The organism is Oceanicella sp., from assembly GCF_056449545.1.
Genome location: NZ_JBWOMN010000025.1, coordinates 13990 through 27723, shown reverse-complemented (window position 1 = coordinate 27723; position 13734 = coordinate 13990). Strand labels below are relative to the sequence as shown.

Genomic DNA, 13734 nt, shown 5'->3' with positions numbered 1-13734 from the left:
GGCGCCGCGGCCGCGCCCCCGCCCAGGGGGCCGGCCAGGGCGCAGGCGATCCCGGGCGGCGGCGACGGGCCCGACGACCTGCCGACCTCGCCCCTCGACATCCGCTTCACCTTCGACCGCTTCGTGGTCGGCAAGCCCAACGAGCTGGCCCACGCCGCGGCGCGCCGGGTTTCCGAGGCCCCGGAGGAGGTCACCTTCAACCCGCTGTTCCTTTATGGCGGCGTCGGGCTGGGCAAGACCCACCTGATGCACGCCATCGCCTGGAAGCTGCGCGAAACCTCGGACCGCCGCGTGGTCTATCTGTCCGCCGAGCAGTTCATGTACCGCTTCGTGCAGGCGCTGCGCTACAAGGACATGATCGGCTTCAAGCAGCTGTTCCGCTCCGTCGACGTGCTGATGGTGGACGACGTGCAGTTCATCGCCGGCAAGGATTCCACCCAGGACGAATTTTTCCACACCTTCAACGCGCTGGTGGATCAGGGAAAGCAGATCGTCATCTCCGCCGATCGCGCGCCGGGCGAGATCAAGGGCCTGGAGGACCGCATCAAGTCGCGCCTGCAATGGGGGCTGGTGGTCGATCTGCACCCCGCCGACTACGAATTGCGGCTCGGCATCCTGCAATCCAAGGCCGAATCCCAGCGCGTCGCCCATCCCGACATCGAGATCCCGCCGAAGGTGCTGGAATTCCTCGCCCATCGCATCTCGTCGAACGTGCGGGTGCTGGAGGGGTCGCTGAACCGGCTGATCGCCTTCGCCTCGCTGGTCGGGCGGCCGGTGACCCTGGACATGACGCAGGAATGCCTCGGCGACCTGCTGCGCGCCAATGACAAGAAGGTCACCATCGAGGAGATCCAGAAGCAGGTGGCCGTCCATTTCAACCTGCGCATGAACGACCTGCTGTCACCGCGCCGCGCGCGGGCCGTGGCGCGCCCGCGCCAGATGGCCATGCATCTGTCAAAGACGCTCACCTCGAAATCCCTGCCCGAGATCGGGCGCCGCTTCGGCGGGCGCGACCACACCACGGTGATCCACGCGATCAAGACCATCGAGCGGCTGAAGGAGACCGACAGCCAGATCGCCGAGGATCTCGAATTGCTGCGCCGGATTCTGGAGGCCTGAGCCGCCCGCGCCCCGAACCGCGCCCCGATGGCGCCCCGATGGCGCCCCGGCGATCCAGGGCCGGTCCCAATGCATCCAGGGTCGGGTCAGGGCCGCCCCAGGGGTCTAAATCACGGCGCTTTCCCCGGCGTGGCCGGCAAAGCGCCGCATTCAGGCGCAATGACGCCGCGAAACCGCAATCTGCCATTGCCTCATGCGCGCAAGCCATTAATGTGAGCCGTCCCCGCATCCAGCATCCAGCCGCTGCGGGGGCGGCTTCCAGTCAGTTTGGGCAGTGCGATGAAGTTCAGCATCGAGCGGGCGTCTCTCCTCAGGGCCATGAGCCGCGCGCAGAGCGTGGTCGAGCGGCGGACCACCATCCCGATCCTCTCCAACGTGCTGATCGAGGCGGGCGGCGACGAAGTGTCGCTGCGCGCCACCGATCTCGACATCGAGGTGATCGACCGCATTCCCGCCATGGTGGAGCAGGCGGGCGCCACCACGGTGGGCGCCCACACGCTGCATGAAATCGTGCGCAAGCTGCCGGACGGGGCGATGATCTCGCTGCATGACGATCCCGGGACCGGGCGGCTCGACGTGGTCGCCGGGCGGTCGCGGTTTTCGCTCGCCACCCTGCCGCGCGAGGATTTCCCGGTGATGGCGTCGAGCGAATACGACACCAATTACGCCGCGCCCTCGCCCCTGCTGCGCCGGCTGTTCGACAAGGCGAAATTCGCCATTTCGACCGAGGAGACCCGCTACTACCTGAACGGCGTCTATCTGCATGTGGCCGAGCGGGACGGCGAGCCGACCCTGCGCTGCGTCGCCACCGACGGGCATCGGCTGGCGCGCGTCGACGCGCCGCTGCCCGCCGACGCCGGCGACGCGCCCGGCGTGATCGTGCCGCGCAAGACCGTGGGCGAATTGCGCAAGCTGCTGGAGGATGACGATCAGGAAATCGCGGTCAGCGTGTCGGAAACCAAGATCCGCTTCGCCACGCCGGAGCTGACCCTGACCTCCAAGGTCATCGACGGATCGTTCCCCGACTACACCCGCGTCATCCCGGTGGGCAATCCGCGCCAGCTGGTGGTGGACGCCGCCGAATTCGCCTCGGCCGTGGATCGGGTGTCCACGGTGTCCTCGGAACGCACCCCCGCGGTGAAGCTGAAGCTCGACGCCGACCGGCTGGTGCTGTCGGTGAACGCGCCCGACAGCGGCGCGGCGGAGGAGGAGCTGGCGGTCGCCTATGACGACGAGCCGCTGGAGATCGGCTTCAACGCCAAGTATCTGCTGGAGATCGCCGGCCAGGTGGACCGCGAAAACGCCGTGTTCCTGCTCAACACCCCGGGCGACCCGACGCTGGTGCGCGAGGGCGATGACGAAAGCGCCGTCTACGTCGTCATGCCGATGCGGGTCTGAGCCGGGCCGAGGGACCGGCGGCCCGGGCGTGAGCCGCCTCGCCGGCCTCGCGCTGTCGCATTTCCGATCCTACCGGTGGGCGCGGATCGACCCGGACGGCCGCCCGGTGGCGCTGTTCGGCCCCAACGGCGCCGGCAAGACCAATGTGCTGGAAGCGATTTCGCTGCTGTCGCCGGGGCGCGGGCTGCGCCGCGCCAACGCCGAAACGCTGGCCCGCCGCCCCGATCGCATCGGCTGGAAGATCACCGCGACGCTGACCGGGCCCGGGGGCGATCACGAGGTCGAGACCTTCGCCGGGCCCGGCGCCGCCCGCGCCGTGCGCATCGACGGCAAATCCGCCACCCAGACCCGGCTTGGCGACATCGCCCGGGTGATCTGGCTGACCCCGGCGATGGACCGGCTGTGGACCGAGGGCGCGGCGGAGCGGCGGGGGTTTCTCGACCGCGCGGCGCTCAGCTTCGACCCCGGACACGCGGCGCGCGCGCTCGCCTATGACAAGGCCATGCGCGAACGCAACCGGCTGCTGCGCGACGGGATGCGCGATCCGGCCTGGTTCGACGCGCTGGAATCGCGCATGGCCGAGGCGGGCGCCGCGGTGGCGCGGGCGCGGGCCGAGACCGTCGCCCGGCTCGCCGCCGCGCAGGCCGCCGCCGAGACCGCCTTTCCCGCCGCCGACATCGCCTGCGACGGCGCGCTGGAAACCCGCTTTGCGGCGCTGATCGCCGATGGAACGGACCCGGCGGCGGGCGAGTCGGCGGCCGCCGACGACCTGCGCGCGGCGCTGGCCGGGGGCCGGGCGCGCGACGCCGCCGCCGGGCGCACGCTCGCCGGCCCGCATCGCAGCGATTTCGAAGCGGTCTACGCCGTCAAGGGCATCGCCGCGCGGCTGTGTTCGACGGGCGAGCAGAAGGCGCTGCTGATCTCGCTGGTGCTGGCCAACGCGCGGGCGCTGGCGGCGTGCGAAGGCGTCGCGCCGATCCTGCTGCTCGACGAGGTGGCGGCGCATCTCGACGACGACCGCCGCGCCGCGCTGTATGACGAACTGCTCGGGCTCGGCGCGCAGGCCTGGATGACCGGCACCGGCGCGGCGCTGTTCGCGGGCATCGCCGACAAGGCGTTGCTGGCGGAGGTGCGCGAGGCGGAGGGGGGATCGCAGATCCTCCCCCTGGTCTGAAACCGCAGGCCCGCAAGTCGCTGCGCGGCCGCAAATCTACCTAGAGTTGCAACCTGCAGAAATATGCTCTTTTATCTTGCAAACGAATCACTTGCAAAAAATGGGTCTATCTGTTAATTATACATTCATGTTGAAAGCGTCCGTGTAAGAGTTCGATCTCGATTTTGCGTCTCTAAACGCTGGCCGTCGCGTGATAAATCCCCCACGCGGCGGCCACCGCCTTTTTGGGGGTCGCAAAGTGAAATTCCCAAAACAGAACCGCCGCCCGACCGATCCCGGCGATTCTCGCCGCCCCCGCGCGCCCCGCCGGCGATGCGCGCCATTCGGCCCGTGACACCCTTCGCCCAAGCGGATAAATTCCGCGCAGGCAACAAGGATGCACAGATGGCTGACGACGACCAGAACGCGGAATACGGCGCGGAATCTATCAAGGTTCTCAAAGGTCTGGAGGCGGTGCGCAAGCGCCCCGGCATGTATATCGGCGACACCGATGACGGCTCGGGCCTGCATCACATGGTCTACGAGGTCGTGGACAACGGCATCGACGAGGCGCTGGCCGGCCATTGCGACACCGTGACCGTCACCCTTCACGCCGATGAAAGCGTCTCGGTCAGCGACAACGGCCGCGGCATTCCGGTGGACATTCACCAGGAAGAAGGCGTGTCCGCGGCCGAGGTGATCATGACCCAGCTGCACGCGGGCGGCAAGTTCGACAGCAATTCCTACAAGGTCTCGGGCGGGCTGCACGGGGTCGGCGTGTCGGTGGTCAACGCCCTGTCGGAATGGCTGGAGCTGCGCATCTGGCGCAACGGCAAGGAGCATTTCGCCCGCTTCGAGCACGGCGAGACCGTGCAGCCGCTGAAGATCCTCGGCGACGCCAACGGCCGCAAGGGCACCGAAGTGCGGTTCCTGGCCTCGCTCGACACGTTCTCGGACCGCAATTTCGTCTACAAGACGCTGGAGCACCGGCTGCGCGAACTCGCCTTCCTCAATTCCGGGGTGCGCATCGCGCTGCGCGACGAACGCAGCGCCGAACCGGTCGAGGAGATCATGGAATACGAGGGCGGCGTCGAGGAATTCGTGCGCTATCTCGACCGTTCCAAGACCCCGCTGATCGAGGATCCGATCGTCATCCGCGGCGAACGCGACGGCATCGCCGTCGAGGTGGCCATGTGGTGGAACGACGGCTATCACGAAAACGTCCTGCCCTTCACCAACAACATCCCCCAGCGGGACGGCGGCGCCCATCTGGCCGGGTTCCGCGGCGCGCTGACCCGCACCATCAACGGCTATGCCGGCTCGTCGGGGCTGGCGAAACGGGAAAAGGTCAACCTGTCGGGCGACGACGCGCGCGAGGGCCTGACCTGCGTGCTGTCGGTCAAGGTCCCGGACCCGAAATTTTCCTCCCAGACCAAGGACAAGCTGGTGTCCTCCGAGGTGCGCCCCGCGGTCGAAGGGCTGATGAACGAAAAGCTGTCCGAGTGGTTCGAGGAAAACCCGGCGCTGGCCCGCGTGGTGGTCGGCAAGATCGTCGAGGCGGCGCAGGCGCGCGAGGCGGCGCGCAAGGCGCGTGAACTCACCCGGCGCAAATCGGCGATGGATGTCGCCTCGCTGCCCGGCAAGCTCGCCGATTGCCAGGAAAAGGACCCGGCGAAATCCGAACTGTTCCTGGTGGAGGGCGACAGCGCCGGCGGCTCGGCCAAGCAGGGGCGCTCGCGGCTCAATCAGGCGGTGCTGCCCCTGCGCGGCAAGATCCTCAATGTCGAGCGCGCGCGCTTTGACCGGATGCTGTCGAGCCAGGAGATCGGCACCCTGATCACCGCGCTTGGCGCCGGCATCGGGCGCGACGAATTCAACATCGACAAGCTGCGCTATCACAAGGTCATCGTGATGACCGACGCCGATGTGGACGGCGCCCATATCCGCACCCTGCTGCTGACCTTCTTCTTCCGCCAGATGCCAGAACTGATCGAGGGCGGCTATCTGTATATCGCCCAGCCGCCGCTGTTCCGGGTGGCGCGCGGCAACCGCCCCGGCGGGGTCTATCTGAAGGACCAGCGCGCGCTGGAGGATTTCCTGATCTCGGAAGGCGCCGAGGGCGCGACCCTGACCATCGGCGACGGCGCCCAGATCGCCGGCCCGGACCTGCTGCGCGTCATCGACGAGGCGCGCCAGACCCGCAACGCGCTCGCCGCCTTTCCCACCAACTACCCGCGCTTCGTGCTGGAGCAGGCGGCCATCGCCGGCGCCATGGGCCATCCCGACGACGACGACGGCCACGACCCCGCGGCCGTCGCCGCCGCCGTGGCCGCACGGCTCGATGCGGTGGCGCCCGAGACCGAGCGCGGCTGGACCGGCGAGGCCACCGACGATGACGGCCTGCGCCTCACAAGGGTGCTGCGCGGGGTGTCCGAGACCCGGGTGCTCGACGGCGCCGCCCTGCGGTCGGTGGAGGCGCGCCGCCTCGCCGCGCTGACGGAATCGCTGCGCGAAGTCTATGCCAGCCCCGCCGCGCTGGCCCGCAAGGACCGCCGCTTCCCGGTGCGCGGGCCCTCCGAACTGCTGGACCTGATCATGGCCGAGGGCGAACGCGGGCTGACCCTGCAGCGCTACAAGGGTCTGGGCGAGATGAACCCCGATCAGCTCTGGGAAACCACGCTCGACCCCGAGGCCCGCACCCTGCTGCAGGTCCGCGTCGATCACATGGACGAGGCCGACGAGATCTTCACCAAGCTGATGGGCGACGTGGTCGAACCGCGCCGCCAGTTCATCCAGGACAACGCCCTGTCGGTGGAGAATCTCGACGTCTGAATGTTTCGATTGCGGGGCGCCTGCGCCAATGGGCGGCGGCGCGCAGGGCGGGTGACGGCGATGGACAGACGAAGCGATCACGGCGACAACCGGCCTGCGAGCCATCTGTTCTATGTCTCGCGCCAGCGCCGCCCGCTGCTGGACCGGGCGCGGGGGATCTACCTTTGGGACCAGGACGGCAAGCGCTGGCTGGACGGCGCGTCGGGCGCGATGGTGTGCAATATCGGGCATTCCAATCCGCGCGTGCTCGACGCCATGCGCGCGCAGATGGAAAGATCCACCTTCGGCTACCGGCTGCATTTCGAGAACGAACCGGCTGAAACGCTGGCCGCGAAAGCCGCCGCGCTGGCCCCGCCGGGGCTCGACAAGGTGTTTTTCGTGTCCGGCGGCTCCGAAGCGGTGGAAAGCGCCGTCAAGCTCGCCCGCCAATACGCGCTGGCCATCGGCGAGGCCCAGCGCTGGAAGGTGATCGCGCGCCAGCCCAGCTACCACGGCAGCACGCTTGGCGCGCTGGCGCTGACCGGCTACGCGCCGCTGACGGCGCCCTACGACCCGATGATGCGTCCGATGCCCAAGATCCCGGCGCCGCGCGCCTATCTCGACGGGCTCGACCCCGACGACGAGGCCACCGGGCGCCATTACGCCGACATGCTGGAGGCCCGGATCCTTGCCGAGGGCCCGCAGACCGTGCTGGGGTTCATTCAGGAACCCGTGGGCGGCGCGTCCACCGGCGCGCTGGTCCCGCCGGCGGGCTACATGGCGCGGATCCGCGAGATCTGCGATCGCCACGGGGTGCTGCTGATCCATGACGAGGTGATGTCGGGCGCCGGGCGCACCGGGCGGTTCTTCGCCGCCGAGCACTGGGATTGCCGCCCCGACATCATCGCGGTGTCAAAGGGCTTCGCCGCCGGCTACGCGCCGCTGGGCGCCGTCATCGCCGACGGCAGGCTGGTCGAGGCGGTGCTGGACGGCGGCGGCTTTCCCCATGGCTTCACCTATGCCGGCAACCCGCTGGCCTGCGCCGCCGGGCTGGCGGTGCTGACCGAGATCGAGGATCAGGGTCTGGTCGCCCGGGCCGCCGCCATGGGCGCGCTGCTGAAATCGCGGCTGCGGGGGATGTGCGCGCGCTATCCCTTCATCGGCGACGTGCGCGGGCTGGGCCTGCTGCTGGCCTTCGAATTCGTGTCCGACCGCGCGACCATGGCCCCGCTGCCCAGGGCGCTCGACGCCCATGACCGGCTGGTGGACATCGCCCATGACAACGGGCTGATCATCTATTCGCGGCGCACCCGCGGCGGCCATGACGGCGATCATTTCATGGTCTGCCCGCCGATGATCGTCACCGAGGACCAGATTGACGAGATCATGGCCATGCTGATCCTGTCCCTCGACCGGTTCGCCGCCGAGACCGGGCTGGGGGTGTCGCAAACCGGGGCCTGACAGGGCCCGAGCCGGAGCTTTTCGCATGAGCAAGATCATCATCACCTGCGCGGTCACCGGGTCGATCCACACGCCCTCGATGACCCCGCATCTGCCGGTCACCGCCAATCAGATCGCCCGGCACGCGGTGGACGCCGCCAATGCCGGCGCCGCGATCCTGCACCTGCACGCGCGCGACCCGGCGAACGGGCGGCCCTCGGCCCTGCCGGACCACTTCATGGGCTTCCTGCCGCGCATAAAACAGCAATGCGACGGGGTGGTGAACCTGACCACAGGGGGCAGCGCCACCATGACCCTCGACGACCGGCTGGCGGCGCCGAAGGTCGCAGAGCCGGAAATGTGCTCGCTGAACATGGGCAGCATGAATTTCGCGCTGTATCCGGCGGCGGCGCGGATCACCGACTGGAAGCACGATTGGGAAAAGGGCTTTCTGGAGGACAGCGACGACCTGGTGTTCAAGAACACCCCGCGCGACATCGCCCATGTGCTGCGCGAGATGGGCGAAAAGCGCGGCGCCCGCTTCGAATTCGAATGCTACGACATGAGCCACCTCTACATGCTGCGCCATTTCGCCGATCGCGGGCTGGTCAAGGCGCCGTTCTTCATTCAGTTCGTGTTCGGGGTGCTTGGCGGCATGGGCGCGGATCCCGAAAACCTCATGCACATGAAACGCCTCGCCGACGGGCTGTTCGGCGAGGATTACGCGTTTTCGGTGCTGGCCGCCGGGCGGCATCAGATCCCCATGACCACCATGGCGGCGAGCATGGGCGGCCATGTGCGCGTCGGTCTTGAGGACAGCATCTACATCGCCCGGGGCCGGCTGGCCCGATCCAACGCCGAGCAGGTGGAAAAGATCCGCGGCATCGTCGAATTGCTGGGGCGCGAGGTGGCGACCCCGGCCGAGGCGCGCGCCATGCTGGGGCTGAAGGGCGCCGAGCGGACCGCGTTCTGATGACGGCGCTCCGCATCCGCCCGGCGACCCGCGACGACGCGGCGCGGCTCAACCGTGCGCTGGCGGCGCTGTCGCGCGACATCGGCGACGATCACGCCGCCACCGAGGCCGACATCCTGCGCTACGGGTTCGGCGCGGCCCCGGCCTTTCACGCGCTGGTGGGGGAATGGGAAAGACAGGACCCCGCGACCGGCTTCGTCGGCGCGGCGCTGTATTCGCCGGTGTTCTCCACCGTGCGCGCCGCGCCGGGGGTCTATGTCTCGGATCTGTGGGTGGCGGGGGCGGCGCGCGGAACCGGGCTGGGCCGGCGCCTGCTGGCCGCCGCCGGCGCCGCGGCCAACGCGGCCTGGGGCGCGGATTTCCTCAAGCTCACGGTCTATGAGGACAATCCCGGCGCGCGGGCCTTCTACGACCGGCTGGGCTTTGCCCATGGCGCGCATGAACAGCAGATGTCCCTGAGCGGCGCGGGGTTCGCCGCCCTCGTCGCGCACGCTTGACACGCATAAGGAACCGCCATGAAAGCCGTCCTCGACCCGCGCCAGCGCGCCCATGATCCGCAGCATTTCATGGCCAACGGCGTGGTGCGGCCAAGCCCCGAACAGACCGCGCGCGTCGATGTGCTCAAGCGCGGGGCCGAGGCGGCGGGCTGCGCCTTCGCCGCCCCCGAGGACCATGGACAGGGGCCGATCGCGGCGGTGCATTCGGCGGAATATCTCGATTTCCTCGCCAATATCCACCGGCGCTGGCGCCGCATCGAGGGCGCCTCGCAGGAGGTCATCCCCAACATCCACCCGGACCGGCGCGACGCCGGCTATCCACGCTCGGCCACCGGGCAGGCCGGGTATCACATGGCCGACACCGCCTGCCCGATCGGCGCCCATACCTGGGACTCGGCCTACTGGTCGGCGCAGACGGCGCTGAGCGGCGCCGATCTGATCATGGACGGCGAACCGGCCGCCTACGCGCTGGCCCGCCCGCCCGGGCACCACGCCTTCGCCGACATGGCCGGCGGGTTCTGCTTTCTCAACAATTCCGCCATCGCCGCCGAACATCTGCTGCGCGCCGGGCGCAGGGTGGCGGTGCTCGACGTGGACGTGCATCACGGCAACGGCACGCAGGGCGTCTTCTATGGGCGCAACGACGTGCTGACGGTGTCGATCCACGCCGACCCGGAACGATTTTATCCATTCTTCTGGGGGCATGGGCATGAACGCGGCGCGGGCGCCGGGCTCGGCTGCAACCTCAACCTGCCGCTGGCGCGCGGGACCGGCGACGACGCCTATCTCGACGCGCTGGCGCGGGGGGGCGCGCGCATCCGCGCCTTCGGAACCGACACGCTGGTGGTGGCGCTGGGGCTCGACGCCCACGAAAACGACCCGCTGAAGGGGCTGGCGGTGACCACCGCCGGGTTCGGGCGCATCGGCGCGGCGATCGCCGCGCTCGGCCTGCCGACGCTGCTGGTGCAGGAGGGCGGCTACCTGTCGGAGGATCTGGGTCGCAATCTCGCCACGCTGATCGGCGGGTTCGAGGCCGCCTGATCCGGGCCCGGCTGGCGCCGGGGGGCGTTCGGCGCCATAAGGGGCGCCCCGGCGGCGCAGCCCGCCGCGACAAAGGACGCCGCCGCCCATGCTCGACGAGGCCCGCCCCCCCTCGCCCCCCTCGCCCCCCGCGCATCCGCTGATCCGCGCGCTCGCGGACGGCGACGCGGGGCCCGAGGCCATCGACCGCTTCATCGCCGAAAACGACTTTCCGCTGGTCGAGCGCAGCGCCGTCACCTTCGTATGGCGCGGCGAGGCCGACGCGGTCTGGCTGCGCCGCTTCATCCGCGGGCCGGTGGGGGCCTCGCCCATGGCGCGGATCGCGGGCGGCGACCTGTGGTGGGTGACGCTGGCGATCCCGGAAAAATCCCGCATCGAATACAAGTTCGACGCGCTGAAGGACGGCGTCCATCACTGGATCCGCGACCCGCTGAACCCGCTGGTGGCCGAGGACCCGTTCGGCGCCAATTCGGTCTGCCGCGCCTTCGGCTACGAAACCCCGGACTGGAGCCAGCCCGACGATGACGCCCCCGCCGGCCGTCTGGAGGATCTCGAAATCGCCAGCGCCGCTTTCGGCGAGGCGCGCATGACAAGGGTCTACCTGCCCGCCGGATACGATCCCGACGCCGCCAGCGCGTATCCGCTGGTGATCGCCCATGACGGCGAGGATTTCCTCGCCTATGCCGGGCTCGCCACGGTGCTCGACAACCTGATCCATCGCGGCGACATCGCCCCGGTGGTGGTGGCGCTCACCCAATCGGCGGACCGGATGCGCGACTATGCCGGCGACCCGCGCCACGCGGCGTTCCTGTGCGACGAATTGCTGCCCGCGCTGAACGCCCGCTACGCGCTGCGCGACGACCCGGGGGCGCGGGCGCTGATGGGGGCGAGCCTGGGCGCGGTGGCCTCGCTCGCCGCCGCGTGGATGCGCCCCGGGGTTTTCGACCGGCTGCTGCTGAAATCCGGGTCCTTCATGATCACCGAGAACGCCGCGCGGGGCCGCGACCCGGTCTTCGCGCGCATCGCCGGGCTGATGGCGCGGTTCTGCGCCCGCCCCGGCAGGCTCGCCTCGCGGATTTTCGTCAGCTGCGGCGTCTTCGAGGGCCTGATCGACCAGAACCGGGCGCTGGTTCCGTTCTTGCGCGCGCATGGCGCAGATGTTCTGTTCGTGGAGGCGCGCGACGGCCATCACTGGCAGAACTGGCGCGATCAGCTGCGCGTCGGGCTGACATGGGCGTTCCCGGACCCGCCCGCCGACTGACGCCGCAGGCGCGGCCAAACCGAGGGGGAGACTGCCATGCCGGACGAGACCCGCCGCATAGGCCTGTCGCTGGGCGCCGACATCTGCTGGCCGATCTGCTACGAGGACCTGGTCCGCCGGCTGGATCTGAAGATCCCCGACGGCGACGGCCATCTGCGCGTCGCGGTCGATCGCGTCACCATCGAACCCTTCGATCTGCGCCAGCCCAGCCGCTACGACGTGGTCATCGACCGGCTCACCCACTGGTATCAGCCAAGCCGCGAGTGGATCAAGAAAGCCATCATTCTCAACGACCTCTACGTGTTCAACAACCCGTGGTCGCTGCAATCGAATGAAAAGCAGACCTCGTATTGCGCGATGATGCGGCTGGGGCTGCCGGTGCCCGACACCTGGATGATCCCGCCCAAGGCCTACAAGGACAACGCCGACCTCGAACCCACCCTGCAGCGCTACGCCCGCTATTTCGACCTTGGCGAGATCGGCGCGAAGATCGGCTACCCGCTGTTCATGAAACCCTATGACGGCGGGGCCTGGGTCGGGGTCAACAAGATCGACGACGAGGCCGAATTGCGCGCCGCCTACGAGGACAGCGGCGAACTGGTGATGAACCTGCAAAAGTCCGTCGCGCCGTTCGATTATTTCGTGCGCTGCGTCGGGCTGGGGCCGCAGACCCGCAAGGTGAATTACGATCCCGGCGCGCCGCTGCACGACCGCTACATGATGGATGTGGATTTCATCGGTCCCGAGGACGCGTCGCTGCTCGAGGACATGACCCTGACCATCAACGCCTTCTTCGGCTGGGATTTCAATTCCTGCGAGGCGCTGCTGCACAAGGGCACGTGGCATCCCATCGACTTCGCCAACGCCTGCCCGGATTCGCAGGTCACCTCGCTGCACTACCATTTTCCCTGGCTGATCAAGGCCAACGCCCGCTGGTCGCTGTTCTGCGCCATGACCGGGCGAAAGATGCGCCCCAATCTCGACTGGGCGCCGTTCTTCGAGATCGCCGAACGCGACCTGCCCTATCGCGACCGCCTGCGCGCCTATGGCGACATCGCCCGCGACCGCTTCGAACTGGACGCTTTCCGCGATTTCTGCGCCACGCATCTGGGGCATCTGGACGAGGCGGCGCATGACATGTTCGGCTCGGACCTGGTGAAGGACGCGGTGCGCCAGAAGGTGACCTCGCTGTTCCCCGCGCATGAGGTCGAAGCGTTCACCGAGCTGTTCTGGAACCGCATCCAGCAATGGCGCGACACCGAAGGAGCGCGCGGCGATGAAGGAACGTTCTAGCTGGCTGTCGCCGCGCCTCGAACGCGAGGTCGCGCTGGTCCGCTGGGGCCATTACGGCGCGCCGGCGCTGCTGTTCCCCACGGCGGGCGGCGACGCCGAGGAAGTCGAGCGCATGCATCTGATCGGGGCCCTGCGGCCGCTGATCGACGCCGGGCGGATAAAGGTCTATTCCTGCGACAGCGTCGCCGGACAGGGCTGGGTGTCCGGGACGCATTCGGTCGAGCATGCCACCACGCTCCAGCACCGCTTCGACGATTACGTGTATCGCGAAGTCGTCCCGGCGATCCGCGCCGATTGCGGCGGCGAGGATGTCGAGGTGATCGCCATCGGGGCCTCGATCGGGGCCTTCAACGCCGTGGCCAGCCTGTGCCGGCACCCGGACGCGTTTCGCGCCGCCATCGGCATGAGCGGCACCTATGATCTGGAAAAACTGCTGGGGTTTCGGGGCGGCGAGGATTTCTATTTCGCCTCGCCGCTGCATTTCGTGCCCAATCTCGACGGCCCGGAACTGGACGCCCTGCGCAGCCGCTTCGCGCTGCTGGCCACCGGGCGGGGTCGGGCGGAAAACCCGTCGGAATCCTGGCGCATGGCCGGGGTGCTGGGCGCAAGGGGCGTGCCCAACCGGGTCGATGACTGGGGCGAGGGCCACCATCACGACTGGCCCACATGGCGCGAGATGGCGCCGCGCTACCTGGCCGAGCTTGCGCCCTGACGCCGCGAGCGACCGACCGCTTCACAGGGGAGACGC

The 13734-nt window shown here is 68.9% G+C and carries 11 protein-coding genes; all 11 read left to right on the top strand.

Features of this window, described 5'->3' with window-relative positions; all coding sequences use genetic code 11:
• Positions 1–1119: chromosomal replication initiator protein DnaA (gene dnaA / locus AC1HC7_RS04175; RefSeq protein ID WP_479498714.1), on the top strand; the 1119-nt coding region annotated here is incomplete at its 5' end.
• A gap of 279 nt (positions 1120–1398) precedes the next feature.
• Positions 1399–2517, top strand: a complete 1119-nt coding sequence (gene dnaN, locus AC1HC7_RS04170; protein WP_479496905.1) for a DNA polymerase III subunit beta — start codon at positions 1399–1401, stop codon at positions 2515–2517.
• Between the two features lie 28 nt (positions 2518–2545).
• Positions 2546–3691 (top strand): DNA replication/repair protein RecF, encoded by a 1146-nt coding sequence (recF, locus tag AC1HC7_RS04165; RefSeq protein ID WP_479498713.1) that lies wholly within the window; start codon positions 2546–2548, stop codon positions 3689–3691.
• A gap of 384 nt (positions 3692–4075) precedes the next feature.
• Entirely contained in the window at positions 4076–6502 is a 2427-nt protein-coding gene (gene gyrB / locus AC1HC7_RS04160; protein ID WP_479496907.1) for a DNA topoisomerase (ATP-hydrolyzing) subunit B, read from the top strand.
• Between the two features lie 60 nt (positions 6503–6562).
• Positions 6563–7942 carry an aminotransferase family protein gene (locus tag AC1HC7_RS04155; RefSeq protein WP_479496908.1) on the top strand — a complete coding sequence of 460 codons (1380 nt, stop codon included), beginning with the start codon at positions 6563–6565 and terminating at the stop codon, positions 7940–7942.
• Between the two features lie 25 nt (positions 7943–7967).
• Positions 7968–8894, top strand: coding sequence for a 3,5-dioxohexanoate:acetyl-CoA acetone transferase (kce, locus tag AC1HC7_RS04150; protein ID WP_479496909.1), 927 nt, complete (start codon positions 7968–7970; stop codon positions 8892–8894).
• Positions 8894–9391 (top strand): GNAT family N-acetyltransferase, encoded by a 498-nt coding sequence (locus AC1HC7_RS04145; RefSeq protein WP_479496910.1) that lies wholly within the window; start codon positions 8894–8896, stop codon positions 9389–9391. The genes kce and AC1HC7_RS04145 overlap by 1 nt, the downstream gene beginning before the upstream one ends.
• Before the next feature lie 18 nt (positions 9392–9409).
• The gene (locus tag AC1HC7_RS04140) at positions 9410–10432 is read left to right on the top strand and encodes a histone deacetylase family protein (RefSeq protein WP_479496911.1); all 1023 of its coding nucleotides are present in this window, start codon (positions 9410–9412) and stop codon (positions 10430–10432) included.
• An 88-nt stretch (positions 10433–10520) separates the two neighbouring features.
• Positions 10521–11693: an alpha/beta hydrolase-fold protein gene (locus AC1HC7_RS04135; protein ID WP_479496912.1), complete on the top strand. Its 1173-nt coding sequence runs from the start codon at positions 10521–10523 to the stop codon at positions 11691–11693.
• A gap of 36 nt (positions 11694–11729) precedes the next feature.
• The gene (locus AC1HC7_RS04130) at positions 11730–12986 is read left to right on the top strand and encodes an ATP-grasp domain-containing protein (protein WP_479496913.1); all 1257 of its coding nucleotides are present in this window, start codon (positions 11730–11732) and stop codon (positions 12984–12986) included.
• Entirely contained in the window at positions 12970–13698 is a 729-nt protein-coding gene (locus tag AC1HC7_RS04125) for an esterase family protein (RefSeq protein ID WP_479496914.1), read from the top strand. Before AC1HC7_RS04130 ends, AC1HC7_RS04125 begins: the two co-directional genes overlap by 17 nt.
• Positions 13699–13734 lie beyond the last annotated feature (36 nt).